At 70.9% G+C, this 24,434-nt stretch carries 24 protein-coding genes; 15 read left to right on the top strand and 9 right to left on the bottom strand.

Annotated features, from left to right (window positions below; translation table 11 throughout):
* Positions 1-168: 168 nt before the first annotated feature.
* The gene (locus AB0M59_RS23900) at positions 169-549 is read left to right on the top strand and encodes an ATP-binding protein (RefSeq protein WP_364618433.1); all 381 of its coding nucleotides are present in this window, start codon (positions 169-171) and stop codon (positions 547-549) included.
* A 20-nt stretch (positions 550-569) separates the two neighbouring features.
* On the opposite strand, the gene AB0M59_RS23895 is transcribed toward AB0M59_RS23900, so the two are convergent.
* Both AB0M59_RS23895 and AB0M59_RS23890 read right to left on the bottom strand, forming a co-directional pair.
* Entirely contained in the window at positions 570-1,448 is an 879-nt protein-coding gene (locus AB0M59_RS23895) for a trypsin-like serine protease (protein ID WP_364618430.1), read from the bottom strand.
* A gap of 45 nt (positions 1,449-1,493) precedes the next feature.
* Positions 1,494-2,132: a TetR/AcrR family transcriptional regulator gene (locus tag AB0M59_RS23890; protein ID WP_364618427.1), complete on the bottom strand. Its 639-nt coding sequence runs from the start codon at positions 2,130-2,132 to the stop codon at positions 1,494-1,496.
* 107 nt (positions 2,133-2,239) lie between these two features.
* Here AB0M59_RS23890 and AB0M59_RS23885 point away from each other — a divergent pair, with 107 nt between their 5' ends.
* A complete protein-coding gene (locus AB0M59_RS23885; RefSeq protein WP_364618424.1) occupies positions 2,240-2,749 on the top strand; it encodes a DUF4863 family protein in 510 nt (169 codons plus the stop codon).
* Positions 2,746-3,441, top strand: coding sequence for a nitroreductase (locus AB0M59_RS23880; protein WP_364618422.1), 696 nt, complete (start codon positions 2,746-2,748; stop codon positions 3,439-3,441). Before AB0M59_RS23885 ends, AB0M59_RS23880 begins: the two co-directional genes overlap by 4 nt.
* An 18-nt stretch (positions 3,442-3,459) precedes the next feature.
* Here the strand turns inward: AB0M59_RS23880 and AB0M59_RS23875 are convergent, their stop codons facing one another.
* Both AB0M59_RS23875 and AB0M59_RS23870 read right to left on the bottom strand, forming a co-directional pair.
* Positions 3,460-4,338 carry a CU044_5270 family protein gene (locus tag AB0M59_RS23875; RefSeq protein WP_364618419.1) on the bottom strand — a complete coding sequence of 293 codons (879 nt, stop codon included), beginning with the start codon at positions 4,336-4,338 and terminating at the stop codon, positions 3,460-3,462.
* The gene (locus AB0M59_RS23870; RefSeq protein WP_364618416.1) at positions 4,331-4,927 is read right to left on the bottom strand and encodes an RNA polymerase sigma factor; all 597 of its coding nucleotides are present in this window, start codon (positions 4,925-4,927) and stop codon (positions 4,331-4,333) included. Before AB0M59_RS23870 ends, AB0M59_RS23875 begins: the two co-directional genes overlap by 8 nt.
* Before the next feature lie 249 nt (positions 4,928-5,176).
* Here AB0M59_RS23870 and AB0M59_RS23865 point away from each other — a divergent pair, with 249 nt between their 5' ends.
* The 4 genes from AB0M59_RS23865 to AB0M59_RS23850 all read left to right on the top strand — a co-directional run bounded on the left by AB0M59_RS23865 (position 5,177) and on the right by AB0M59_RS23850 (position 10,693).
* A complete protein-coding gene (locus AB0M59_RS23865; protein ID WP_364618413.1) occupies positions 5,177-6,058 on the top strand; it encodes an amidohydrolase family protein in 882 nt (293 codons plus the stop codon).
* Positions 6,059-6,358: 300 nt separating this feature from the next.
* Positions 6,359-8,275 (top strand): hypothetical protein, encoded by a 1,917-nt coding sequence (locus AB0M59_RS23860; protein ID WP_364618411.1) that lies wholly within the window; start codon positions 6,359-6,361, stop codon positions 8,273-8,275.
* Between the two features lie 136 nt (positions 8,276-8,411).
* Entirely contained in the window at positions 8,412-9,701 is a 1,290-nt protein-coding gene (locus tag AB0M59_RS23855; RefSeq protein ID WP_364618408.1) for an LLM class flavin-dependent oxidoreductase, read from the top strand.
* A gap of 74 nt (positions 9,702-9,775) precedes the next feature.
* On the top strand, positions 9,776-10,693 hold the full coding sequence (locus AB0M59_RS23850; protein ID WP_364618405.1) for an ABC transporter substrate-binding protein: 918 nt from the start codon (positions 9,776-9,778) through the stop codon (positions 10,691-10,693).
* Positions 10,694-10,708: 15 nt separating this feature from the next.
* Here AB0M59_RS23850 and AB0M59_RS23845 read toward each other — a convergent pair whose 3' ends face one another.
* Complete coding sequence (locus AB0M59_RS23845) at positions 10,709-11,521, bottom strand: SDR family NAD(P)-dependent oxidoreductase (protein WP_364618402.1); 813 nt, start codon at positions 11,519-11,521, stop codon at positions 10,709-10,711.
* A gap of 119 nt (positions 11,522-11,640) precedes the next feature.
* Between AB0M59_RS23845 and AB0M59_RS23840 the strand changes: the two genes are divergently transcribed.
* Positions 11,641-12,237, top strand: a complete 597-nt coding sequence (locus AB0M59_RS23840; protein ID WP_364618399.1) for a TetR/AcrR family transcriptional regulator — start codon at positions 11,641-11,643, stop codon at positions 12,235-12,237.
* On the opposite strand, the gene AB0M59_RS23835 is transcribed toward AB0M59_RS23840, so the two are convergent.
* Entirely contained in the window at positions 12,234-12,815 is a 582-nt protein-coding gene (locus AB0M59_RS23835; RefSeq protein WP_364618396.1) for a TetR/AcrR family transcriptional regulator, read from the bottom strand. The genes AB0M59_RS23840 and AB0M59_RS23835 overlap by 4 nt on opposite strands.
* Before the next feature lie 87 nt (positions 12,816-12,902).
* Here AB0M59_RS23835 and AB0M59_RS23830 point away from each other — a divergent pair, with 87 nt between their 5' ends.
* Both AB0M59_RS23830 and AB0M59_RS23825 read left to right on the top strand, forming a co-directional pair.
* A complete protein-coding gene (locus tag AB0M59_RS23830; RefSeq protein WP_364618393.1) occupies positions 12,903-14,471 on the top strand; it encodes an MDR family MFS transporter in 1,569 nt (522 codons plus the stop codon).
* Positions 14,472-14,482: 11 nt separating this feature from the next.
* On the top strand, positions 14,483-14,962 hold the full coding sequence (locus tag AB0M59_RS23825; protein ID WP_364618391.1) for a universal stress protein: 480 nt from the start codon (positions 14,483-14,485) through the stop codon (positions 14,960-14,962).
* Positions 14,963-15,034: 72 nt separating this feature from the next.
* On the opposite strand, the gene AB0M59_RS23820 is transcribed toward AB0M59_RS23825, so the two are convergent.
* A complete protein-coding gene (locus AB0M59_RS23820) occupies positions 15,035-15,823 on the bottom strand; it encodes an SDR family NAD(P)-dependent oxidoreductase (protein ID WP_364618388.1) in 789 nt (262 codons plus the stop codon).
* Positions 15,820-16,677 (bottom strand): helix-turn-helix transcriptional regulator, encoded by an 858-nt coding sequence (locus tag AB0M59_RS23815; protein ID WP_364618385.1) that lies wholly within the window; start codon positions 16,675-16,677, stop codon positions 15,820-15,822. Before AB0M59_RS23815 ends, AB0M59_RS23820 begins: the two co-directional genes overlap by 4 nt.
* A 271-nt stretch (positions 16,678-16,948) precedes the next feature.
* Between AB0M59_RS23815 and AB0M59_RS23810 the strand changes: the two genes are divergently transcribed.
* Positions 16,949-18,178, top strand: coding sequence for a DUF222 domain-containing protein (locus tag AB0M59_RS23810; protein WP_364618382.1), 1,230 nt, complete (start codon positions 16,949-16,951; stop codon positions 18,176-18,178).
* Positions 18,179-19,248: 1,070 nt separating this feature from the next.
* On the opposite strand, the gene AB0M59_RS23805 is transcribed toward AB0M59_RS23810, so the two are convergent.
* Entirely contained in the window at positions 19,249-19,722 is a 474-nt protein-coding gene (locus AB0M59_RS23805) for a MarR family transcriptional regulator (RefSeq protein WP_364618379.1), read from the bottom strand.
* Between the two features lie 99 nt (positions 19,723-19,821).
* On the opposite strand from AB0M59_RS23805, the gene AB0M59_RS23800 reads away from it, so the two are divergent.
* From AB0M59_RS23800 to AB0M59_RS23785, 4 genes are all read left to right on the top strand, one after another.
* Complete coding sequence (locus AB0M59_RS23800; RefSeq protein WP_364618376.1) at positions 19,822-20,703, top strand: AraC family transcriptional regulator; 882 nt, start codon at positions 19,822-19,824, stop codon at positions 20,701-20,703.
* A gap of 80 nt (positions 20,704-20,783) precedes the next feature.
* Positions 20,784-21,266 (top strand): (2Fe-2S)-binding protein, encoded by a 483-nt coding sequence (locus AB0M59_RS23795; RefSeq protein ID WP_364618373.1) that lies wholly within the window; start codon positions 20,784-20,786, stop codon positions 21,264-21,266.
* A complete protein-coding gene (locus AB0M59_RS23790; protein WP_364618371.1) occupies positions 21,266-22,264 on the top strand; it encodes a xanthine dehydrogenase family protein subunit M in 999 nt (332 codons plus the stop codon). Before AB0M59_RS23795 ends, AB0M59_RS23790 begins: the two co-directional genes overlap by 1 nt.
* The gene (locus tag AB0M59_RS23785; RefSeq protein ID WP_364618368.1) at positions 22,261-24,432 is read left to right on the top strand and encodes a xanthine dehydrogenase family protein molybdopterin-binding subunit; all 2,172 of its coding nucleotides are present in this window, start codon (positions 22,261-22,263) and stop codon (positions 24,430-24,432) included. The genes AB0M59_RS23790 and AB0M59_RS23785 overlap by 4 nt, the downstream gene beginning before the upstream one ends.
* Positions 24,433-24,434: the final 2 nt, after the last annotated feature.

The raw sequence follows: 24,434 nt of genomic DNA, 5'->3' as shown, positions 1-24,434 counted from the left end.
CGATCTGTAACAGGCCGACGCCCCCGCCTGCGGTGAACGGCAGGAATCGCCCGGTCAAAGGCGAACGAGTGGCGAACGGACGCGTCCGTTCGTGCTAATCACGTGTAAGTGCGCCTCGGCCGGGTCACCCCGGTGCGGGAAAACCTTTCTGGGGGAGGCGCCGAAGACATGACACAGGAAAGTTTCGAATTCGAGGCGGAGCCGGCGCAGGTCAGGCTGGTGCGGTCGTGGGCGCGCGAACAGCTGGCCGGGAGTGACGTGCCGGAGGAGATCGCGGCGGACGTCGTGCTGATCACGTGCGAGCTGGCGACGAACGCCATCCGGCACGCCACCGGGCCGCTGCGAGCGCTGCTGATCTGCGCCGATGCCGCGGTCTGGGTCGGGGTCGAGGACGCCGGCGGGTCCGCGTGGTTCGACCCGGTCGTGCCCGACGCCGCTCCGGCGGGGACCGGGCTCACCCTGGTCGCCGCCTGTTCCGACCGGCGCGGGCACTTCCACCGCCGGGACGGCGGCAAGACCGTGTGGGCCGAGATCCCGCTCGCGTCCTGAGCCGGCCGCGTTCCGGGGGTTCAGCCGATCTGCTCGCGGATCCAGCCGGCCACCACGTCGACCCGCGCGATCGTCTCCGCGCCCGGCTGCGGGCACGGCGGCCCGGTGTTCACGATGGCCACCAGGCGCCCGGTCCGGTCGTCGTCGTCCGAGACGAAGAACGGGCCGCCCGAGTCCTCCGGGCACGGGCCGTTGTCCACCGTGCGCGTGCCGATCGGCAGGGCTTCCAAGGTGGACTGGGCGATGCCCGAGATCCGGAAGTGGCCGCGTTTGAGGTGGTCGGACGGGCCGAGCACGGTCGCCGAGTGCGAGCCCCAGCCCGCGAACTGCAGCTCTTCGCCGACCTTCGGGCGCGTCGAGGCCAGCTCCACCGGGGTGATGTCGTCGACCGGCGCGCTGAGCTTCGCCACCGCCAGGTCGTTGACCGGCGACTGGCGGACGTCGACGACGACCGCCGTGTGCCCGCCGGGGTCGCTGTCCTTGAGCCGCCCGATCGTCACGGTCATCGTGTAGGGCGGCCGGCCGCCGATCCGGGCGTCCTTGAGGTCGTGGAAGCAGTGCCCGGCCGTGACGACCCACTGCGGCGCCACCAGCGAGCCGCTGCAGGCGCCGTCGCGCACGCCGCCGCCCGGGACCGGGATGTCGTCCGACGTCAGTTTCGCGTTGAACGGCAGGATCGGGTTGGGCGCGGGCGTCGTCGGCGCCGGTGGTGCGGGCGCCGGGTCACGGCCCAGGGCACTGGTGTCGGGCAGGCTGTGCTCGCCGAGTGCCGCGGCCAGCGCGGGTCCGGCCGGCGCGCCGATGGCGGCGTTGGCGAACGCGATACCGGCCCCCACCAGCACCGCGACGGCCACGGCCCGCGCGCGGAAGCGCCGCCGTCGATCCGAAATCGTCCTCACACTCTTAATGCACGGATGAGAGCCCGGTTTGGTTGTGCGTGATCGTCAACTCGGCCGGCGCTTGCGGGGCGCCTTGGCCGTCGCGATCGCCGGCCACAGCACCGAAACGACCGCTTCGGGGATTTCGTCCCGGCTTTCACCGCGGTAAAAGGCGGCGAAGTAGCTGCCGAAGCACAGTGCCGCGATGGTGTGCTTGTCGATGCCGTCTCGGACGGCGCCGCTGTCCTGCAGCTGCGTCAACACGTTCTCGACGAGGGTGACCCGCGGCTCGACGGCGTGCTCGCGGAGGATCCCGAGCAGCTCCGGCGTGCGGATCGCCTCGCCGGCGAAGTTGCCCATGAGGACCATGGCGTCCGGGTTGAAGTACGCGGGATCCAGCCGGCGGACGGCTTCGACGAGCGCGTCGCGCGGCGCCATGTTGCTCAGGTCGATGGCGTACATGTCCCGCTGCTTGCGGAAGCCGTAGTCCAGCGCGTCGACGACCAGCTCGAACTTGGTGCTCCACCGCCGGTACAGCGTCGGACGGCTGACCTTGGCGTCCGCGGCGATGTCGCCGATGGTCATGAGGGAGTAGCCGTCGCGGACGAGCCGGTTCCGGGTGGCCAGGATGATCGCCTCGTCGAGCGCGGCGTCCCGGGGGCGGCCACCGGGCCGGGTCGCCGCGTCTTCGCCTGCTCGTGCCATGGGGGGAGCCTAGCGGATTCGTTACGATACCTGGCTGTTAAGTTACAATACTTGACTGTAACGAAACATCGGCTTACCGTCGGACCACCGATCGGAAGGAGACTGCGATGACCACCGCCCAGCAGCTGATCGACCGGAGCGTCCCATTCCTCGACGACGTCAAGAACCGGACCGCGGGCGGGGAGCTGGAGACCTGGCTCAACGAGCACCACGGTCCCGGCAGCCCGCTGTACGACGACCTCGCGCGCATGATCACCGACGGCGTCCGGGACGGCTGGGCGGCGAACATCGAGGTGGACGGCCCGAAGTACCGGCGCAGCCGGATCGCCGACCCGCAGGACGTCCTGAACTACTTCAGCGTCACCGCCGTCTACATGGACAGCGTCGAGCCCTACCGCGGGCAGTACCACCAGCACCCGTACGGCGAGCTCAACCTGGTGGTACCGCTCGACGCGAGCGCGAAGCTGATGGGCCCGAACGGCTGGAGCGGCCCGGGCTGGACCGCGCCGGGCCCCGGCAGCCACCACTACCCGGAGGTGAAGGGCGGCGCGCTGATCGCCCTCTTCTACCTGCCGGCGGGCCGGATCTCCTACGACATCACCCCGCCGGCCGAGTGAGCACCACCGTCGAGGAGGCGCTGCTGACGCGGCGCAGCTGCCGGGCGTTCCGGCCGGATCCGGTGCCCCGCGCGGACCTCGAGCGGCTGCTGGACCTGGCGGCGCGGTCGGCCAGCAACTCCAACAGCCAGCCGTGGCGGGTGCACGTGCTGACCGGTGCGGCGAAGCGGGCGCTGAGCGCGGACCTGCTGTGCGCGCACGACGAGGGCCGCCGCTCGGCGGGGGAGTTCGCCTACCAGCCCGGCGCGGACCAGTGGCCCGAGCCGTTCCGCGCGCGCCGCCGCCGGTTCGGCGAAGGGCTTTACCGGGACGCGCTGGGCCTCGAGCCCGGTGACACCGCCGGCCGCGTCGGTCACCACCGGCGCAACTACGACTTCTTCGGCGCGCCGGTCGGCATGGTCCTCACGGTCAGCCGGCTGCCCCTGCAGGGCGCCCTGGTCGACGCGGGGCTCTTCCTGCAGGCGCTGATGCTGGCCGCGCGTGGCGCCGGGCTGCACACGTGCGCGCAGGCGTCGCTGATCGACTACCACCCGGTCCTGCGCCGGCACGTGACCGTGCCCGACGACCACGTGATCGTCTGCGGGATCGCCCTCGGGTACGCCGACGAGGGGCACCGGCTCGGCGGCCACCGCACCACGCGCGAGCCGGTGTCGGCGTTCGCGACCTTCCACGACCGCCGCGACCCGGTCTGAGTCCCGGCGGCCACGTGGTCAGGGGCGCTGCCCTGCCTCGTCCACGAAGGTCTTCACCGTCACGGCGCTGTCGTCCGTGCCGAGGAACTGGTGGGTCCCGGCATCGAAGACGAGCACGATCGGCTTGGCGCCCGGTGCCGAGCCCGGCGGGAAGGACCAGGTGATCCCGACCCCCGGGCGGCCGGCGCCGTCGGTGACGTGGTCCAGCGCCTTGAGCCCGGGCACCTTCGCCGCCGCCTGGAACAGCGCGGCGTAGGACGCGGGGGTGAGGGCCCGCTCGTAGGCGAGCATGAAGACCTTCTTGCCCATCGAGCTGACGTCGCCGTCCTTGGTGCCCGGGAGGGCGTCGAGGTAGGCCAGCATCGCGTCGGCGGTCGTCGGCAGGTCCGCCTGGTAGGCGGGGGAGGGACGGCAGTCCTCCAGTGTGCCCTTCTTCGCCGGGTCGTACGGGCCGGAGTACGGGGCCTTGCCATCGCGGCAGCCGGTGACCTCGGTGTCGCCGATCAGGCCGTCGCGGGTGCCGTCGACCGACAGCCAGACCTCGCGGATGTGGTGGTGGGGATTCTCGGTCCGCACGTAGAGGAACTGGTCGGGGCGCGGAGCCTTCGCGGGCTCCTCGAGCGCCGCGCCGGCCGCTTCGGTCAGCACCCGCACCGGGTCGGCGTTCGCGACACCGACGCCGATGCCCACCTGCTCGGCCGGGGCGAGCGCCACGACCGCGGTGATCGCCGCGGCCAGGCCGATCGAGGCGCCGGCGGCCCAGAACCAGCGCCGGGACCGGTGCGGCCGGTCCCCGCGCGCCGCGGCCAGCAGCCGCTCCCGGGCCGGGGCGAGGTGCTCGGCCGGCGCGAAGCCGACGGCTTCCGCGCGGTCGCGGATCAGGTCGAGGTCATCCATGGCGGGAGGTCTCCTTCGCGAGGTCGAGGTCGAGGGCGCCGAGCTCGGCGCGGACGCGGGTGCGGGCGCGGCTGAGCCGTGACTTCACGGTGCCGACGGGGATGCCCAGTGCCTCGGCGACCTCCTGGTAGCCCAGCCCTTCCGCGGCGACGAGCAGCAGGACGTCCCGCTCGCGGGGCCGCAGCGCGGCCAGGGCGCGGTCGAGGTCGGCGCCCAGCGCCTGCGCGCTGACCCGGTCGGCGACCCGGTCGGCGTGGCCGTCGTCCACGGCGGGCGGCCCGGCGGCCAGGCGGAGCTTCAGCTCGCGCACCTCGGCCCGCCACTGCCGCGAGACGAGGTTGGTGGCGATGCCGTAGAGCCACGGCCGGGCGTCCGGCCGGGAAAGGTCGAACTTGGCCCGTTTGCCGAACGCGATGAGGAACGTGTCCGCGAGGACGTCGTCGGCCGCCGTCGGGCCCAGGCGCCGGACGACGTAGCGGTGGATGTGCCGGGCGTGGCGGTCGAAGATGACCGCGAACAGGCTCGGCTCCTGCCGCGACCGCGCGATCACGCTCGCGTCGTCGTCGGCTTCCGTGTCTCCGGGGGTCATCGCCCGCCTCTCGCTGCGCTCAGTGTCATCCGCTCTTCTCGCGAGACCGGAAACGGGTTCCCGGATCACGCGGACGAAGTGACGCAGGTCACGCTCGAGCGCCGGTACGGTGGTGATCATGCTGCCGAAGATCGCGCTGGAAGAGGCCTACGAGCACCCCGAGCGCGTCGCCCGGCTGCTCGCCGACGAGGCCGCGCTCGCCGACGCCTCCGACCGCGCGGGGTGACGCCGGAGTTCTACCGGCCGGTGATGGAGAAGCTGCGGGAGTTCGACGACGTCCGGCTCGGCAGCATGGACCGGGCGGGCATCACGCACACGATCCTCTCGCTCACCGCGCCCGGCATCCAGAGCATCCTCGACCCGGCGGCGGCGACCGCGGAAGCGCGCCGGCAGAACGACTTCCTGGCCGCCCAGGTCGCGAAGCACCCGGACCGGTACTCCGGCTTCGCCGCGGTGGCGTTGCAGGAGCCGGAGAACGCGGCCGCCGAGCTGCGTCGCGCGATCACCGAGCTCGGCTTCAAGGGCGTGCTCGTCAACGGCTACACGAACGCCGGCGACCCCGAACACGGCAGTTACCTCGACGAGCCGCGTTACCACGGGTTCTGGGAGACGCTCGCCGAGCTCGACGTGCCGCTCTACCTGCACCCGCGGCCGTCGCTGCCGGGCGGGCAGGCCCTCTACGCCGGGCACCCGGAGATGAAGGGCGCGACCTGGGGCTTCGGCACCGAAACGGCATCGCACGCGGTGCGGCTGCTGCTGAGCGGGCACTTCGACCGGTTCCCGACGGCGAAGCTGATCCTCGGGCACCTGGGGGAGGCGCTGCCCGCGCTGCTGTGGCGCACGCAGACCATGTTCGAGGCCAACCCGTTCGACCAACGGCCGCGCAAGACGCTGCCCGAGTACGTCGCGGACAACATCTGGATCACCACCAGCGGCACCTTCTCCGACCACGCGCTGATCAACGCCGTGCTGACCGTCGGCGCCGACCACATCATGTTCTCGGTGGACTACCCGTACTCGGAGAACGCCGGGGCCGCCGAATGGATCGAGCGCGCCCCGATCAGCGAGCTGGACCGCCGCAAGATCGCGCACGGCAACGCCGCCGCGCTGTTCGGGATCGAAGGCGCGTAGAACGCGCTCGGTATTCGGAAGGCTACTTTACTAACTGCCCTCCGAGTTGTAGGTTCGGGTCACCGCCGCCTTCAAGCAGTCCTGGTGAAAACCAGTCAGCTACGGAGGAGCTTGTGATCAGACAGGCGATCGTCTCGCACATCCCCGCATCGACGGCCCTCAGCCGGCCGTAAAACCGCCGGACGGTCCACGCCGGCGGTCCGCCGCGCCCGCGGGCCATCCGTCCCGGACTGGTCGCGCACGCCGGATCCCGGCGTGCTCCCACGCGAGCCCGAAGGCTCGACATGTTCGGAGGTTCCCTTGTCACGCAAGAAAACTGTCGCGATCGTGGCCGTCGCCGCGTGCGCCGCGGCCGGCTTCGGCGGCCTGAGCCCGTCGGCCGCGGCACCCGGCCCCGGCGCCCTCACCACGCTCGACACCTCGGCCGGCAACCGCGCGGCCCCGATCCCCGGCCTCTACGACTGGAGCAAGGCCGGCTTCCGCGGCGGGCAGAACCTGCCCGGCCCCGACGCGGTCGACCCGAGCGCGAGCTGCCGGATCACCGCGGCGCAGCTCGCCACCACCTACCAGGTCAAGCCGGACGACGGCGTCGACGACACCGCCGGCATCCAGTCGGCCATCGACAAGATCCACTCGTCGTGCTCGCCCTCGGCGAGCTACACCAAGCTGAGCCTGATCACCTTCCCGGCCGGCACGCTGAACGTCTCGCACGAGATCCACGTCGACGCGAACTACCTCGTCCTGCGCGGTGCCGGCACGGACAAGACGAAGTTCGTCTTCAAGCCGGACAAGAACACCGAGTACGACGTCGTGACGCCGGACGGCGACCAGTGGGACCAGCACGAGATGACCTACGAGGACGGCTCCGGGGGCTGGCTGTGGCCGGGCCGCGGCCTGTTCCGCGTGCAGTCGCGCGGCGTCGATCCCGGCTACGCCAGTCAATACAAGAGTGCCCCGGCCAACCGCAAGGACATCTTCGAAGGCACGATCAACGTGCACTGGAAGGCGGGCGCGAAGCTGCGCGAGAAGCCCGGGGACGAGGGCTTCGCGGCGCGCACCGGCGACCGGACCGTCTACCTGGCCACCGGTGCCAAGACCACCGCCATGAAGGTCGGCGGCTTCATCAACATCCGCGCCGCCAACACCATGAAGTTCTACCAGTCGATGAACGCGGTCCCGACGACCTGGCCGCTGCAGAACCTGCACATGCGCCAGCAGTGGTTCACGATCACCGCGCTCGACACCAAGAACCACACGGTGTCCCTCGACAAGCCCCTCGAGTACGACGTGCCGGTCGACTCCACTTCGGACGGTTCGGCGCCGATCGACGGCGCGACGTACGCGTCCAAGGCGTCACCGATCGTGGACCCGGTCGTGGGCGTCGGCTTCGAGGACTTCGCCTTCACCCAGGACGCCCCGCCCGGAGTCACCCAGGAGCAGGCGAAGGACAACTACGGCAACCTCGCGCCGTCGCTGGCCATGCAGGGCATCGTGTTCAAGTGGGCGGCGAACTCCTGGGTCCGCGGCATCCACTCGATGATGACCGGGTCGCACCCGATCGTGACCGAGGAAGCCAAGAACCTGCAGATCGTGAACAACGAGCTGGACGGCTCGTGGAACAAGGGCAAGGGCGGCAACGGCTACTTCCGCGGCTCCCGGGTCTGGGACTCGCTCTACGCCGGCAACACCACCCGCGACCTGCGGCACTTCACGTTCCAGTGGTCGGCCTCGGGCAACGTGGTGATCGGCAACGACATCGACTCCGACTTCAACATCCACGGCGGCTACGAACGCAACAACCTGTTCGAGCTGAACACGAACCGGGTGTCCTTCGCCCACCGTTCGGGCAACTGCACGGCGCACTGCGGTGACGAAGGCGGCGACGCCCCGGACGACTCGTCGTGGTTCCCGATCTACTGGTCGACCGGCCAGAAGGCGGTCAAGTGGTCCGGGTCGTCGGGCCCGCGCAACGTCTTCTTCGACAACACGATGACCAAGCAGATCACCGCCGGCGCGGCCTACACGCCGTACTACCCGGACCACAACCGGATCTACCAGTTCGGCTGGGACGGCACCGCCTTCCACCACCTGGACGTCGGCGGCAAGCCGATCCCGGACTGGGCGCACAACGAGCAGCAGGACTACACCGGCGGCCACGGCGTGGACGCGTCGAAGACCAGCACGGCGACGTCGCTGTTCCTGAAGAACGTGAGCTGACCGGCGCCTCGCCGTCCTCCGCGTCGGGTGGGGGACGGCGAGGCGTTCACCATGTGGAACGTGCCCGCGTCCGGGAATAGCTTCGCGAAGATCCGGTTGACCACAGACGGACCTCGGACCTCGAAGGAGCCGCGCTGTGACCGGAGATTCCCTGCACTTCAACGCCTTCATCTGGCCGAACGGCTACCACGAGTCCGCGTGGCGGGTCGTCGACGACGACGTCCGCGGGGTGCTCGGGCTGCCGTACTACGCGAACATCGCTCGGACCGCTGAGCGCGGCCTGATGGACTCGATCTTCCTGGCCGACAACATCGCCATCGTCGAATACCGCGTCACCCACCTGCCGCAGACGCAGTTCGACCCGATCTCGGTGCTGTCCGCCCTGGCCGCGGTCACCGAGAAGATCGGCCTGATCGGGACGGGGTCGACGACTTACAACAAGCCGTGGGAGCTCGCCCGCCGGTTCGCCACGCTGGACCACCTCAGCGGCGGGCGGGCGGGGTGGAACATCGTCACCACCATCACGCCGCTGGCCGCGGCCAACTTCGGCGAGAAGGCCCACCCCGACCACGCCGACCGGTACGAGCGGGCCCACGAGTTCGTCGACGTCGTCACCCGCGCGTGGGACAGCTGGGACGACGACGCGATCGTCGGCGACCGCGAGAACGGCGTCTGGGCCGACCGTGCCAAGCTGCACGCGCCGCGCTTCCACGGCAAGTTCTACGACGTCGAAGGCGTGCTGCCGTTCCCGCGGTCGCCGCAGGGCCGCCCAGTGCTCGTCCAGGCCGGACAGTCCGCAGCGGGGATCGGGCTCGCCGCCCGCTACGCCGAGCTGGTGTTCTCCGGCCCGCCGTCGCTGGAAGCGGCGGTGAAATTCCGCGCCGAGCTGGACACCCAGGTGATCGCGGCGGGCCGGGACCCTCGGCAGGTGCGCGTCCTGCCCGCGCTGATGGTGACCCTCGGCGGCACCGAGGCCGAGGCGAAGGCCCGGGCGCAGCGGCTCGAGGAGCTGGCCAGCCCGGAGTTCCGCTGGCAGAACGCGCTGTACACCGCCGGTCTCGACCCGGACGCGTTCGACCCGGACGCCCCGTTGCCGGCCGAGCTGCGGGCGGAGGGTGGGTCTTCGCGTCTGCAGCAGCTCGCGGCGGCGGCCCGGGAGCGTCCGGAGGCCCCGCTGCGCGAGATCGCCGGCAAGATCACCGGGGGAGCGGGGCAGGTCCACTTCGTCGGCACGCCCGAGCAGCTCGCCGACCACGTGCTCACCTGGCAGGACGCCGGCGCCGTCGACGGGTTCACCATCATGGGCTCGACGCTGCCCTACGAGCTGACCGCGTTCGTCGACCACGTCGTGCCGATCCTGCAGCGCAAGGGGCGGTACCGGACCGAATACACCGGCTCGACGCTGCGTGAGCACCTCGCGCCGTGATCCCAGCATGTGGTTTCTGTCGGTGGGGCTGGTTAGGGTCCTGACCGTCCGATTTCGACTGAGGAGTGTGGGACGTGGGCTGGACCCGGAACATCCGAGTGGCCGCGCTGGTGGCGGTGGCCGCTCTGGGCCTGACGGCGTGCGGCGGCGGGGACGACAAGCCCGCGGCGGCGGGCAAGGGCGGGGCGCCGATCGTCGTCGCGTCCTTCAACTTCACCGACAGCCAGATCCTGGCCGAGATCTACGCGCAGGCCCTGGAAGCCAAGGGCTACCCGGTGACCCGCAAGCTGAATCTCGGCTCGCGGGAGCTGATTTACCCGTCGCTGAAGTCCGGTGAGCTGCAGTTCATCCCCGAGTACCAGGGCTCGGCGATCGCCGCCGGGTTCGGCGCGGACCCGGTGAAGGACGCCAAGGGCGAGCACGAGCAGCTGGCCAAGCTGCTCGAGCCCAGCGGTGTCTCGCTGCTGGACTACGCGCTGGCGGAGGACAAGAACACCTACATCGTGAAGGCCGACCTCGCGCAGTCGAAGGGCCTCGCGACCATCGGCGACCTGAAGAAGCTCGACAAGGTCGTCCTCGCCGGCGGCCCGGAGTGCGAGAAGCGGCTGACGTGCTTCAAGGGCTTCACCGACGTCTACAAGCTGACGAACGCGACGTTCCAGACCGTCCAGGAGCTCGGGCCGCGGGCGCAGCAGCTCGATTCCGGTGCCGTCACGGTCATCCCGGTCGACTCGGTGAGCCCGCTGGCCGGCGACCCGAAGTACGTGGCGCTGAAGGACGACCTGGCCATGGTCCCGACCGAGAACGTGGTCCCGGCGGTGACCAAGAAGGTGCTCGACGAGCGCGGTGCGGACTTCGCGGCCGCGGTGAACGCCGTGAGTGCGAAGCTCACGACGGAGGGGATGCGCGAGCTGAACAAGCACGTCGACTCCGAAGGCGAGAAGGCCGCGGACGTGGCGAAGGACTGGCTGTCGCAGCAGGGCCTGGCCTGAGCCGGTGGGAAGACCTCAGCCGGGTGCCTGGCGGCTGAGGTCTTCCCACCGCGCGTGCTGCTCGTCGCGCAGCCGCGAGAGTTCCCGCACCATGTCGAACGACGCGCTGCCGACGACGAGCCGACGTGGCGGGTCTTCCATGGCGGCGACCCGCAGCACGACCGGCGCGGCCGTCTCGGGTGCCGGTCCGGCGTCGTCGCCCCACATCTCCTCGAGCTCCTTGCGCAGCTCCTGGTAGGCGGGGTCCGGCGTGGTGGTCGTCGTACCGCTGGTGAAGAGGCTGGTGGCGTAGCCGCCCATCTGCAGGTTCGTCACGTGCACGCCGAACCGTTCCACCTCCATCGCCAGTGCGTCGGTCAGCGCGTCGAGCGCCGCCTTGCCGGCACCGTAGAACCCGACGGACGCCATCCCGCCGCCGCTGCCCATGGACGTGACCTGCAGCAGCCTGCCGCCGCCTTTGAGGTGGGGCAGCACGGCCTGGGCGACCCAGAGCGCGCCGAAGAAGTTGACGTCGAAGTGTGCGCGGACCTGCTCTTCGGTGGCCTCTTCGACCATGCCGTAGAGCATCACCCCGGCGTTGTTGACGACGACGTCCAGACCGCCGAAGACGCCGGCCGCGCGCTCCACCGCGGCGAACACCGCGCTCCGGTCGGTCACGTCCAGCGGAACGTGGACGAGCCGACCCGGGTAGGCGTCGGTGAGGGTGCTTTCGGTGCGGGACGCGGTGATCACGCGGTGCCCGGCGTTCAGCGCGGCTTGGGCGATGGCCCGGCCGAGGCCGCGTGAAGCCCCGGTGACGAACCAGACCTGACCTTCGGTAGCCGTCATGGCCAACTCCTTGCAGTTCGCGAGACGAATCGTCTCGTCTCGCGAGGAGAAGTGTGCGTGCCTCGCGCCGGTGTGTCAAGACGGAACGGTTCGTCTCGTGGCGCGCTAGGCTGTCGCCCATGGTCACCAAGAAGCCCGATGCCGCCCGGCGCAGCGAACGGTCCCGCCAGGCGATCCTCGCGGCGACCCGCGAGCTGATCGTGGAGCTGGGCTACGCCAAGGTGTCGATCGACGCCATCGCGGCCCGCGCCGGCGTCGGCAAGCAGACGATCTACCGGTGGTGGCCGGCCAAGGGCGCGGTGGTGTTCGACTCGGTCCTCGAGCTGAGCGCCGATCCTTCCGGCGCGGTCGCCGCGCTGCCCGACACCGGTGACCTGGAAGCCGATCTGCAGCTGATCATGCGGGCGACCGTCGCCGAGTTCGCCGACCCGGCGTTCGAGGCACCGATCCGCGCGCTCAACACGGAGATCGCGAACGACCCGGACCTGGCCGCGCTCTACCGTGAGCGGTTGGCCGCCCCTGTGGACGAAGCGAAGAAGGACCGGCTGCGCAGCGCTCAGCGAGCGGGCCAGCTGGCCCCCGACGCCGACCTGGACCTGCTGCTCGAAGTGCTCTACGCGCCGCTGTACCAGCGGTGGCTGCTGCGCACCGGCCCGTTGACCGAAAGCTACGCGGACGCTCTGGTCGCGACGGCACTGAAGGCGTTCCGCCCCTAGCTGAAGCCGACCCGGCCCAGCAGGTGGTCGAGGACGTCGGGCAGGGACTGGTCGCCGGACTCCTCCAGCCACAGCACGCTCGCGGTCCGCACCGCCGCGAGGAACGTCGCGGTCATGAGGCGCGCCAAGGCTTCGTCGAGGTCGTGCCCCCGGGCGACCAGCACCGCGGCCAGGTCGCGCTCCAGGGTGATCTGGTCGCCGGCCTGCTGCGCGAGCAGCGACGGGTGCCGCCGCAGCAAGCGCAGCTGCGCCACCCATTCGCGGTCGGGGACCGCCCGTCCGCGGTACAGCTCGCGGCTCGCCGTGCGCAGCGCCTGCCACGGCTCCTCATCGGCCGGCCGGTTTTCGACCAGTGACACCAGTACGCCGGTGCGCTCGCGGTCGGCGTGCAGGATCGCGTCTTCCTTGTTGGTGAAGTAGTTGGAGAACGTCCGGCGGGACACGCCCACCGCGTCGGCGATGTCCTCGACCGTCACGCCGTCCAGCCCGCGCTCCATCGCGAGGTGCAGCGCGGCCTCGTGCAACGACTGCCGCGTCGCCGCCTTCTTGCGGCTGCGGAGCGTGTCGAGGGTGTCCATGCGGCCAGCTTAACTTCCGGAATAAATTGCTCATTGTGCAAGTTTGCTCAGTGGGCAATGATGGTCCGGAACGTGCGAAGGGATGCCATGAAGTCCGATAGAACCGACTCGTCCGGGTCGATGCGGCACCGCGAGGTGCTGGAGTCGCTGTCCGGGCTGCTGCTCGCGCTGTTCGTGGCCATGATCAGCTCGACCGTCGTGTCGACGTCGCTGCCGCTGATCATCGGTTCGCTGAACGGCAGCCAGACGCAGTACACCTGGGTCGTCACGGCCACGCTGCTGGCCGCCACGGCCACCACCCCGATCTGGGGCAAGCTCGCCGACCTGTTCAACAAGAAGACGCTGGTCCAGGTCGCGATCGTGATTTTCGTGGCCGGGTCGATGATCAGCGGCTTCAGCCAGGACACCGGGCAGCTGATCGCCGCGCGGGCGTTCCAGGGCATCGGCGTCGGCGGCCTGCAGGCGCTGGTCCAGGTCGTGATCGCCGCGATCATCCCGCCGCGGGAGCGCGGCCGGTACAACGGCTACCTCGGCGCCGTCATGGCCGTGGCGACGGTCGGCGGCCCGCTGCTGGGCGGCTTGATCGTGGACGTGCCGTGGCTCGGCTGGCGCTGGTGCTTCTTCGTCGGCGTGCCGATCGCGGTGCTCGCCTTCGTCGTGCTGCAGCGCACGCTGAAGCTGGAGACCGTGCGCCGGGAGAACGTCCGGGTCGACTACCTCGGCGCCGGCCTCATCGCCGCCGGCGTGAGCGTCCTGCTGATCTGGGTGTCGTTCGTCGGCAACACCTTCGACTGGCTGTCGTGGCAGACCGCCGTCATGGTCGGCGCCGGGGTCGTGCTGCTCGCGGTCGCCGTGGTGGTCGAGAAGAAGGTCCGCGAACCCGTGGTGCCGCTGCACATCGTCGTCCAGCGGACGCCCGCGCTCGCGATCATCGCGAGCCTCGCGGTGGGCATGGCGATGTTCGGCGGCGCGGTGTTCCTCGGCCAGTACTTCCAGATCGGCCGCGGGTACACGCCGACCGAAGCCGGCCTGCTGACCATGCCGATGATGGCGGGCGTGCTCGTGTCCTCGACGGTGTCCGGACGGCTGATCAGCCGCACCGGGAAGATCAAGCCGTACATCGTTTCCGGCGCGGTGATCCTGGTGCTCGGCTTCCTCGGCCTCGGCATGGTCGACCACGCCACGCCGCTGTGGATCGTCGGGATCGCGATGGCCGTGGTCGGCATCGGCGTCGGCATGACGATGCAGAACCTCGTGCTGGCCGTGCAGAACGACGTCCCGCTGCGCGAACTCGGCGCGGCGAGCGCGTCGGTGACGTTCTTCCGGTCGCTCGGCGGCACGATCGGCGTCTCGGTGCTCGGGGCGGTGCTCGCGAACCGCGTCTCCGCCGACCTGGCCACGGCGCTGCACGTGCCGGCCGGGCAGGCGTCGACGGGCGGGGTCAGCGCGCTGAACCTCAAAGCGCTCCCGCCGGAGGTGCAGGCGGTCGTGCACACGGTCTACGGCGACGCGACCGCGCACATCTTTTTGATCTCCGCGGCGGTGGCCGTGGTCGGGGTGATCGCGGCGCTGCTGCTCAAGCCGATCACGCTGCGCACGACCATCGACGTGGCCGAGAAGGCGGACGAGCCGGCTTCCGATGCGGTAGTGGGCTAGGGGAGAAGACGATGGGCGGGCCCGGAGCCTTCGAGTCCACTGTGGAGCGGTTCGGCCCGCGTCGCGCGGTCCCGGCGCGGGCCATCCTGGCCGGGATCGACGGCACGGACACGGCCATGCGCGCGGCGGCCTTCGCGTTCGGCATGGCACGCCGCCAGGACAGCAGGCTCATCGTCGTCTTCGTGGCGTGTCCGGCACCGCTGACCCCGCTCCGGCCGGCGGTGGCCACGGTGCTGGAACACGACACGGCGACGCACCTGTACGCCGAGCTGCGCGACCAGATGCGCGAGGCGGCCGAAGAGCTCCGGGTGGCGGTGACGCTGGTCAAGACGTTCGGCGACCCGTACACGGCCTTGCGCGACACGGCCGACCGCTGCCAGGCCGACACCGTGGTGGTCGGCGCGTCCCAGAAGGCGGGCCACCGCTTCGCCGGCTCGGTCGCGACGAAGCTGATCAGGGCGGGCCACTGGCCGGTGCTGGTGGTTCCCTGACCGTTCGGGTGACACGTTGGTGCTCCTGGAGATCCGGGTCAAGAGCTACAACGTCGGGCTCGCGATGGTCACCTACGAGAGCTGACCGCTCCGGTAGCGGCCGGCGAGCTCCGTTCTCTGACCCGCGAACGCGGCCAGATCGGCCCGGAAGACGGCGTCGAGGAGGCTCGTGTCCTCGACGCCGGGGGCGCACACGACCTCGCCGAGCGCCAGGCCGCGCAGCGAGGCGGTCACGACGTCGGCCGCGCTCATCCGCGGGACCGCGCTGAGGTCCAGGCCCTGGCGCTCGTGGAACTCCGTCGCGACGACGCCGGGGCACACCACCTGGACGCGGACGCCGGTGCCTTCGAGTTCGGCGCTCAGCGTCTGGGACAACGTGACGAGGTGGGCGAGGGAACCGGCGTAGACGGCGCGCCGGGGCATCTGGGAGTGCGGCGCGGGTCCGCTGAACGCGATCATGCCGGCCACGTTGACGATGGTGCCGCGGCCGCGTTCCCGCATGCCCGCGACGGCCGCGCGCGCGAGCATCGTCGGAGCGAGGACCTTGACCTTGACCAGTTCGCGGGCCTTGGCGGCGGGCAGGTCGGCGAGCGGCATGTAGTGCGCGACGCCGGCGTTGTTCACCAGCAGGTCGAGCGGCTCGGCGGCGGCGATCTCCGCGACGGTGTCGATGCCGTCGTCGGTGGAGAGGTCGGCCGCCACGGCGCGGACCTCGACGTCGGTGTGGGCGGCGGCGAACTCGTCGAGGCGGTCTTGGCGCCGGCCGACGACCACCAGGTCGTGGCCGTCGGCGGCGAGGCGTTCGGCGAACGCCTTCCCGATCCCGGAGGTGGCGCCGGTGACGAGGGCGAGCTTGCTCATGCGTGGTGGTCCTGTTCGGTCGTGGTGCGGGTGGCCGGAGGCAGGGCCGCGGAGCCCAGGAGGGCCAGCTTGTCCGCGGCGTCCGTGTCCGGGTCGGGGTGGTAGACGGCGAGCACGAGCCCCGGCGCCTCGCTGACGAGAAGCTTTTCGCGGTTCAGCATCAGTTCGCCGACCAGCGGGTGGTCGAACCGCACGGTGGCGCCCCGCCGGTTCGCGACGTCGTGGCGCGCCCACAGCTCCCGGAAGCGGGGGCTGGCCAGCGAAAGCTCGCCGACCAGCTCGATGAACCGGGGATCGTCGGTCTCGGTCCCGACGGACTGACGAAAGCCGGCGACGAGTCCCCTCGTGGCGACCTCCCAATCCGGGAAGAGCTCCCGCTCGGCGGGGTCGAGGAAGACGTCCCGCAGCCGGTTCGCGCCCGCCACGAGCCGAGGCGAGATCGCCGCGGCGAGCGGGTTGGCGGCCAGCACGTCGAGGTAGCGTCCCTCGACGAACGCGGGCAGCGCCAGCGCCGCCAGGAACTTGACGATGCTCGCCGGAACGGTCTCCTTCCGACGCCGTCTCGAGCGGCGGGGCTTCGAATCGGCGAGGCCGATGAGGTACGCCGTGGTGTCCTCGTCGAGCTGCAGCACACGGGCGAGCGATTCGACGACCGACCGCGACGGGTTCCGGTCGCGGCCCTGCTCCAGGCGAAGGTAGTAGTCGGCGCTGATGCCGGCCAGCATCGCGACCTCTTCCCGGCGCAGGCCGGGGACCCGCCGCACCCCGGTGACCCGAAGGCCCGCCTGCGCGGGGGTGAGCAGCTCACGGCGGGCGCGGAGGTGGTCGCCCAGGAGGTTCGGCTCGGCGGTCATGCTTCGACTGTAGGTCGGGTTGCGTGGTGGTGCCTGGTCCTGTCACTCCCAGGAGTGGGGGTCCACTGTGTACGAACATGGCTTTCCTGGGTTTCAGAAGCTCGTTTTAGGGATACGGCTTCGCCGGGGCGTAGGAAATCGGCGCTATCTGTTGTTGCTTGCCGCTCGGTGCGAGAGCGCCGATTCCCCACGCTACGGTGCCCCTGCCGCGTCTGTCGTTTCCACCTGATCGAGTTATGACCAGGCGTTCGACCACCGGTAATCTTGGTGTGTGGACAGCGAAACGGTGTGGAAAGCAGATGCGGTGGCGTTGGCCGACCGCATCTCCGCGCTGCTCACCCTCGCGCGGTCTGCTGAGGCCGAGATCGGTTCACTGCTGGCCGAAATCGAGTCCCGCGGCGTCATGGAACTCTTCGGATACCGCTCTGTCGCGCGGCTTTACGAGCACCTCGCCGACATCCCCAAATCCGCCGCCGAAACCATCGTCAAACGAGCCCGAGCCCTCACCTCCAGCCACACCCTCGACGGCACCCCGATCCCCGCCGTCGCTCCCGCCACCGCCGCCGCCGCGTTAGACGGACGGTTGAGCACCCCGATGATCGACACCATCGTCGGCGTCATGACCCAAGTCCCGCCCGAGCACCGCGACGACGCCGAACAGCACCTGCTGACCTTCGCCTCCGAGGCCGGACACAAACAGGTCGCCGCCCTCGGGACACGCATCCTGGCCCACCTCGACCCCGACGGCGTCGAACCCGACAGCGCCGAACCGGCCACCCCGAATCGCGAACTGTCGTTGCGCCGCAAAAGAACCGGGATCTGGGAACTTCAGGGCCGCTTCGACGACGAAACCGGCACCCGCGCCAGCGCCCTCCTGGACTCCCTCGCGCAACGCCGCACCACCGACGAAGGCCCCGACCTCCGCTCCCCGCAGGAACGCTACGGCGACGCCTTCTCCGACGCAATCGACCTCGCGTTGAACTCGCCAGACCTCCCGCTGCAGGCCGGCGAACGAGCCCACGTCATGGTCGCAGTCTCCCTCGCCGACCTGAAAACCGGCGTCGGCCGGGCCATCCTCGGCGACCTGGGCACGATGTCCGCGGCCGAAGCCCGGATCCACGCCTGCGACTGCAAGCTGATCCCCGCAGTGCTGGGCACTAAGAGCGAACCTCTCGACCTGGGTCACCAGCGACGCTTGATCTCCACCCCGCTGCGCCACGCGCTGTACCTGCGCGACCGCGGCTGCGCCTTCCCCGGCTGCCACCGCCCACCGCGGCACTGTCAAGGCCACCACATCCGCCATTGGACCGACGGTGGTCCGACGGAACTGGGCAACCTGGTGCTGATGTGCGCCCACCATCACCGGCTCTTGCATCGCTCGGGCTGGCAAGTCCGCATCGCGGCCGACGGGTTGCCCGAGTTCCTGCCACCGGTGTTCCTGGACAAACGCCGAAAACCCAGGCGCAACAACCTCCACCAACCACTGCCCTTCGCAGCCTGAACAACCGAACATGGGATCGGCCCGCAGCCACCGGCTACGGGCCTACACCCACGTCCAAGACGCAGCAGGGGCGGCTACCAACATCCCGCAAAGCCCTCGACTCTCCCCAACCGCGGACGACAGTGGCCCACACTCACGACCGGACCGAGCGAGTCAACGCCCGGCAATGGGCAGTCACCGCCCTCGCTGCAGTCGTCACCGTGGCAGCCGCAGCCTCCAGTCGGCAGCAGCCACCACGCACCGCGGCCGCTGCATTCACTGCTATCGCAGTCACTGCGCGGCTGCAGTCATCACGCATCCGCAGTCGCGGCAGTCACCACGGAGCGAGCGAGTCAACGCCCGGCAGTGGCGGCTGCCGCCACGACCACCCGCACCCATCGCCCCAGCTGCAGTCGCCACCGTCGCAGCCTCCAGACGGCAGCGGTCATCACGAATCGCGGTCGGGGCAAACGCCGTCGTCGCAGTCGCCGCGCGACTACGGTCATCACGCATCCGCGGCAATCACTGCGGAGCGAGCGAGTCGACGCCCGGCAGTGGCAGCTGCCGCCACGGCCAGCCCGCAGCCATCGCCCCAGCTGCAGCGCCAACGTCGCAACCGCAGCCTCCAGACGGCAGCGGTCACCGCGCATCGCGGCCGCTGCAGTCATCATCGTCGCAGTCGCCGCGCGGTTGCAGTCATCACGCCCGCGGTCGCGGTCGTCACCGTAGAGCGAGCGAGTCAACGCCCGGCAGTGGCAACTACCGCCAAGGCCCGCCCGCAGCCATCGCCCCGACTGCAGTCACCGCCTCCGCAGCCTCCTGGCGGCAGCGTCACCGCGCATTCTGCGGTAGCGGTAGTCACCATCACCGCAGTCACCGCGCAGCTGCGGCCGCCGCAGCCCTCACCGCCGTCGCCGCAGGCGCCACGCGGCATCAGTTACCACGCAGCCCCGGCCGCGGCGGCCACTCCAGGCGTCCCAACCTGCGTCCGGCCCCAAGCGCATGAAGTCCGCGCCGGCAGGCGGCCACGATCCGACCTCGAAAGGCACCTACTCATCCGGCACGACCGCACAACCAGCCGAGCGACCGAATCACCCGAACGAACCACCACAGTCCTCAGCCGCCTGCATCCGACGGTTCGCCTCCCCAAGCCCCTCAGCCAGCACCCGCAGCTGCTCCGGAGTCAAAACGTCCACCAGCAACTCCCGAACCAAAGCACCATGCCCCGGCGCCCCCAGTGACAGCCGTGAAGCGCCCTCCTCGGTGAGGACCGCGTAAACCGCCCGCACGTCACTCGGGCACGTCCGTCGCGAAACCAACCCCGACTGCTCCAGCTGGCCGATCTGGTACGTCAACCCGCTCTTGGAGCCGGCGACCGCGCACGCCAGCGATGTCATCCGCAGCTCCCGCTCCGGGGCCGCCGCCAACCGGGCCAGGATCTCGTACTGCAGGTGCGACATGCCCGCGTCGCGCTTGAGTTGCTGATCCATGCGCTGGTGCAGCAGGGCGTACGTCGTCCGGAGGGCCGTCCAGGCCCGGTGCTCCTCGGTGCTCAACCGACCCATGTCGGCCACACTACCGATTGTTCAAATTCGAACCCTTCGCACCGACGGCTGTTAGTGTCGACACGTCGGTATTCGGCCGGAGCCAAATCGTGGAGTCGCGTGTCCGAGGCGTTGGCGTTCGATCCCGGGGCCGCTGCCCGCGTGCGGCTGTGCAGCCGCCGGGACAACGGCTGGTCCTCCGTGCTCGTGCGGCTGCTGGACAACGCCGAGGAAGCCGAGCTCGACCTTCCACCCGGCGGCGACCAGACGATCGTGCTGGTGAGCCAGGGGACCACCACGATCGAATCCTTGCACGGCGCGCACTGGCGGCGGGCGGACTACCGGCCCGGCTCGATCGGCATGACCGCGCCCGGGCATCCGACGCGGATCCGCTGGTGCGGCACGGATCGTCTGCAGACGACGCATGTGCACCTCCCCGGTGCCCTGATCGACCGTACCGCTCTCGACCTCTGGGGCCGGGACGCCACCCGGCTCGGCCGGCCGGACGCGCTCGCCGTCGAAGACCCTGTGCTCGCGTCCGTCATGGAAGCGCTCAAAGCCGCCGCCCTCGCCGGTGCCGATGAGCTCTACGCCGAGTCGGCCGCCACCTTCCTCGCCGTTCACCTGCTGACCCGGCACGCCGAAGCACCGAGACCGCGCGAGCTCGGGCGGGATGAGCTGCGGACGCGGCGGGCGGTGCAGTTCATCCGGGAGAACCACCACCTCCCGCTCAGCCTGGGCGACATGGCGGCCGCCGCGGAGCTGAGCCCGTTTCACTTCTTGCGGGTCTTCAAGACGGCGACCGGCCAGACGCCGTACCGGTTCCTCACTCGCGTCCGGGTCGAACGGGCTTGCCGGCACCTGGAGCGCGGCGAGCTTTCCGTCACGGAAATCGCGCAGACGTGCGGATTCGCCACGCCGTCCCGGTTCGCTTCGGCCTTCCGGGCCCAAATCGGACTCTCGCCTTCCGGATACCGGGCCGCGGTGCGGCACCGGCACTGAGCGAGCACCAGCAATAAACGACGTCCCGCGCAGCAACCACGGGAAAGCGCCCCCACCCCGCGCGGGGCTAGCGTCGCCGCGTGTCCACTCCAGAAACCACCGTCGAAACTACCGTGAACGGCGAGGCCGTCCGGCTCGAGCTGGATCCGCGGGAGTCGCTGCTCGACGTGCTGCGCGAACGGCTCGGCCTGACCGGCACCAAGAAGGGCTGCGACCAGGGCCACTGCGGCGCCTGCACCGTGCACCTCGACGGGCGGCGCGTGGTCTCCTGCCTGACCCCCGCCGTGCAGGCCGCCGGGCAGGACGTCACCACCATCGAGGGCGTCGCCGGCCCCGGCGGCGCGCTGCACCCCCTGCAGCAGGCCTTCGTCGACCACGACGCGCTCCAGTGCGGCTACTGCACGCCCGGCCAGATCATGTCCGGCCTCGCCTGCATCGCCGAGGGCCACACGGCCGACGACGACCAGATCCGCGAGTACCTGAGCGGCAACCTCTGCCGCTGCGGGGCCTACGTCGGCATCGTCGCCGCCGTCCGCCAAGCCGCCACGAACCAGGAGGGCTGATGCGTCCCTTCGCCTACGTCGCGCCCGGCAGCCTCGGCGACGCCGTCGACGCGCTCCGCGACGCCGCGCCCGGCACCAAGGTCCTCGCCGGCGGCACGACGCTCTACGACCTCATGAAGCTCGGCATCGAGACCCCGCCCGCCGTCGTCGACGTGCACCGGCTGCCCGAGCTGAACACCATCGAGACCCACGACCACGAGCTGGTCTTCGGTGCCGGCGCCCGGATGGCCGACGTCGCCGACCACCCGGTCGTCCGCGACGACTACCCGGCCCTGTCCGAGTCGCTCTGGCGGGCCGCGTCGCAGCAGCTGCGGAACATGGCGAGCGTCGGCGGGAACCTGTTGCAGCGCACCCGCTGCGGCTACTTCCGCGGTGGCCCGGAGTTCCCCTGCAACAAGCGCGAACCCGGCAGCGGCTGCGCGGCGCGAGAAGGCCACGACCGCACCCACGCGCTGCTCGGCGCCAGCGACGCCTGCATCGCGACCTACCCCGGTGACTGGGCCATCGCGCTGCTCGCCTTCGACGCGGTCGTCGACGTCGTCGGCCCCCGCGGCGAACGCACGGTTCCCCTGGCAGAGCTGCACGTCGAACCCGGGGACGACCCGACGCGCGAGCACACCCTGGACGCCGACGAGCTGATCCTGCGGATCCGCGTCCCGGTGACCCCCGCCGGCCGCGGCTCCACCTACTTGAAGATCCGCGACCGCGAGTCCTACGCCTTCGCGCTCGCCTCGGCCGCGGTCGCCCTGACCGTCGAGGACGGCGTGATCGGGGACTGCCGGATCGCGCTCGGCGGGGTCGCCACCCGGCCGTGGCGGGCCGAAGAGGCCGAACACGTCCTGCGTGGCGCGCCGCTGACCGCCGAGGCCGCCCGGCACGCCGGGGAAGTCGCCTTCGCCGGCGCGCGTCCCGGCACCTACAACGGATTCCGAGTCGAGTTGGGCATCCGCACCGTCGCCGACGCGGTGCGCATCGCCGCGGAAAGGGCCACCCGATGACCGACACGCGCCGAGTGGACGCCTACGAAAAGGTCACCGGCAAGGCCGCCTACGGGACCGATCGCGTGCCCGAGGGGGTCGCCTACGCGACGCTCGCCCTGGCCCGCATCGGCCGCGGCCGGGTGTCCCGGGTGGACACCGCCGCGGCGGAAGCGGTGCCCGGCGTCCTGCTCACCGTCACCCGCTTCGACGCGGAAGAGCTGCGCGGCGCCGGGTTCATCATGGGTGGCGGGTTCTCCTTCCAGAGCCTGCAGCCGCTGCTGGACGACCACATCGCCTACCGCGGCCAGCCGATCGCCCTGGTCGTCGCGGAGACCCTGGTCGCCGCGACCGAAGCGGCCGAGCTCGTCACCGCCGAGTACGACACCGAGCCGTTCGCCGTCCACCTCGACGCCGAGGGCGCGACCACCCTCGTGCAGGAAGAGGCGATCCCGCTGCCGTTCCTCGCCGACATCAAGGTCGGCGACGCCGACGCGGCGGTCGACGCGAGCCCGGTCCGGATCGACAGCACCTACGAGTACGCGGCGCAGCACGCCGTGCCGATGGAGCTGAACGGCGCCGTCGTCGAGTGGCGAAACGGCACGCTCGTCGTGCACGAAGGCACTCAGAACGCGGCCGCGGTCCGGTTCGGTCTCGCCCAGCAGCTCGGCATCGACGCCGCGGACATCGAGGTGCGCTCGCCCTACGTCGGCGGCGGCTTCGGCCAGAAGAACTCGCTGCAGCCGCACCTCGGCCCGCTCGCCCTGGTGGCGCGGCGCCTCGGCCGGCCGGTCAAGCTCGTGCTGGCCCGCACCCAGACGTTCCACAACGGCAGCTTCCGTCCGGCCACCCGCCACCGCGTCCGCCTCGGCGCGGACGCGTCCGGCAAGATCCTCGCCGCCGTGCACGAGGTCGACCAGCAGACGTCCCGGCACGACCTGTTCCCGGCGATGCACACCGAGGTGACGTCGCGGCTCTACGGCTTCCCGGCGTTCCGCGGCCGGCACCGCCTCGTCCAGACCGACGTCCAGACGCCGGGGTACATGCGGGCGCCGTTCGAGAGCTCGGCGGCGTTCGCCTTCGAGTCGGCCGTCGACGAGCTGGCCTACGCCACCGGTCAGGACCCGGTCGCGCTGCGGCTGGCCAACGACACGATGACCGACCCGGTGACCGGACGGCCGTTCTCGACCCGGTTCCTCGCCGAGTGCCTCCGCCGCGGTGCCGAAGAGTTCGGCTGGGCGGACCGGAACCCGGAGCCCGGCTCGATGCGGGCCGACGACGGTTCGCTCGTCGGCTGGGGTGTCGCCGCGGGCAACTACCCGGGCAGCATCGTGCCCGCCGTCGCGCACTTGACCGCCGGCGCGGACGGCTGCGTGACGGTCGGCGTCGACGGCCACGAGATGGGTCAGGGCATCCGCTCGGCGATCGCGCTGCTCGTGGCCAGGGACCTCGGCATCCCGGCGCGTGACGTCGAAGTGCGCGTCGGTGACACGCGGTTCGCGGCGCAGCACCTCACCGCGGGTTCGTGGGGGACGGCGAGCGCCTTGCCGGCCGTCCACGCCGGACTGAGGGAGCTGCGCAAGCACCTGAACGTCGCCGACACCGGCGAGGTCGACGTCGCTGCAGCTGTCGAGCGCGCCGGGCACCCGGTCGAGGCCGAGGCGAGCACCCTCGGGCCCGGTCAGCCGCCCGAGGCACTCGACCAGGCGAAGTCTGGGCACCTGGCCATTTCCGGCCCGGTCTTCCCCGAGTTCAGCACGTTCAGCTGGGTCGCCCACTTCGTCGAGGTCCGCGTGGAGCCGACGACGTGCCGGATCCGCGTGCCGCGCGTGGTCAGCGTCGTCGACTGCGGCCGGGTGGCCAGCCCGGTGACCGCGGCGAGCCAGGTGCGCGGCGCCGTCGTGTGGGGCATCGGCGGGGCACTGCGCGAGGAGAGCCTGGCCGACGGCCGGTTCGGCGGCTTCCTCAACTCGACGCTCGAGGAATACCCGATCATGGTCAACGCCGACGTCCACCGCATCGACGTCGGCTTCGTGGACGAGCCGGACCTGCTGTTCAACCCGGTCGGGGTGAAGGGGCTCGGCGAGATCGCGATGGTCGGGGTCGCGGCGGCCGTGGCCAACGCCGTCCACCACGCCACGGGGAAGCGCCACCACCGGCTGCCGATCCGTCTCGATGACGTCCTCTAGAC

Source organism: Amycolatopsis sp. NPDC051371 (assembly GCF_040682155.1).
Taxonomy (GTDB): Bacteria; Actinomycetota; Actinomycetes; order Mycobacteriales; family Pseudonocardiaceae; genus Amycolatopsis.
The sequence above is the reverse complement of the archived record's forward strand: the minus strand, read 5'-3'. Positions and strand labels throughout refer to the sequence as shown.

Bases quoted from the DNA above. Each gene is read 5' to 3' on its own strand.
- AB0M59_RS23885 (WP_364618424.1), top strand. From the start codon at position 2,240: ATGACCACCGCCCAGCAGCTGATCGACCGGAGCGTCCCATTCCTCGAC.
- AB0M59_RS23805 (WP_364618379.1), bottom strand. From the start codon at position 19,722: ATGGGTCGGTTGAGCACCGAGGAGCACCGGGCCTGGACGGCCCTCCGG.
- AB0M59_RS23870 (WP_364618416.1), bottom strand. From the start codon at position 4,927: ATGACCCCCGGAGACACGGAAGCCGACGACGACGCGAGCGTGATCGCG.
- AB0M59_RS23785 (WP_364618368.1), top strand. From the start codon at position 22,261: ATGACCGACACGCGCCGAGTGGACGCCTACGAAAAGGTCACCGGCAAG.
- AB0M59_RS23825 (WP_364618391.1), top strand. From the start codon at position 14,483: ATGGGCGGGCCCGGAGCCTTCGAGTCCACTGTGGAGCGGTTCGGCCCG.
- AB0M59_RS23790 (WP_364618371.1), top strand. From the start codon at position 21,266: ATGCGTCCCTTCGCCTACGTCGCGCCCGGCAGCCTCGGCGACGCCGTC.
- AB0M59_RS23845 (WP_364618402.1), bottom strand. From the start codon at position 11,521: ATGACGGCTACCGAAGGTCAGGTCTGGTTCGTCACCGGGGCTTCACGC.
- AB0M59_RS23875 (WP_364618419.1), bottom strand. From the start codon at position 4,338: ATGGATGACCTCGACCTGATCCGCGACCGCGCGGAAGCCGTCGGCTTC.
- AB0M59_RS23835 (WP_364618396.1), bottom strand. From the start codon at position 12,815: ATGGACACCCTCGACACGCTCCGCAGCCGCAAGAAGGCGGCGACGCGG.
- AB0M59_RS23890 (WP_364618427.1), bottom strand. From the start codon at position 2,132: ATGGCACGAGCAGGCGAAGACGCGGCGACCCGGCCCGGTGGCCGCCCC.
- AB0M59_RS23820 (WP_364618388.1), bottom strand. From the start codon at position 15,823: ATGAGCAAGCTCGCCCTCGTCACCGGCGCCACCTCCGGGATCGGGAAG.
- AB0M59_RS23815 (WP_364618385.1), bottom strand. From the start codon at position 16,677: ATGACCGCCGAGCCGAACCTCCTGGGCGACCACCTCCGCGCCCGCCGT.
- AB0M59_RS23900 (WP_364618433.1), top strand. From the start codon at position 169: ATGACACAGGAAAGTTTCGAATTCGAGGCGGAGCCGGCGCAGGTCAGG.
- AB0M59_RS23865 (WP_364618413.1), top strand. From the start codon at position 5,177: ATGGAGAAGCTGCGGGAGTTCGACGACGTCCGGCTCGGCAGCATGGAC.
- AB0M59_RS23830 (WP_364618393.1), top strand. From the start codon at position 12,903: ATGAAGTCCGATAGAACCGACTCGTCCGGGTCGATGCGGCACCGCGAG.
- AB0M59_RS23840 (WP_364618399.1), top strand. From the start codon at position 11,641: ATGGTCACCAAGAAGCCCGATGCCGCCCGGCGCAGCGAACGGTCCCGC.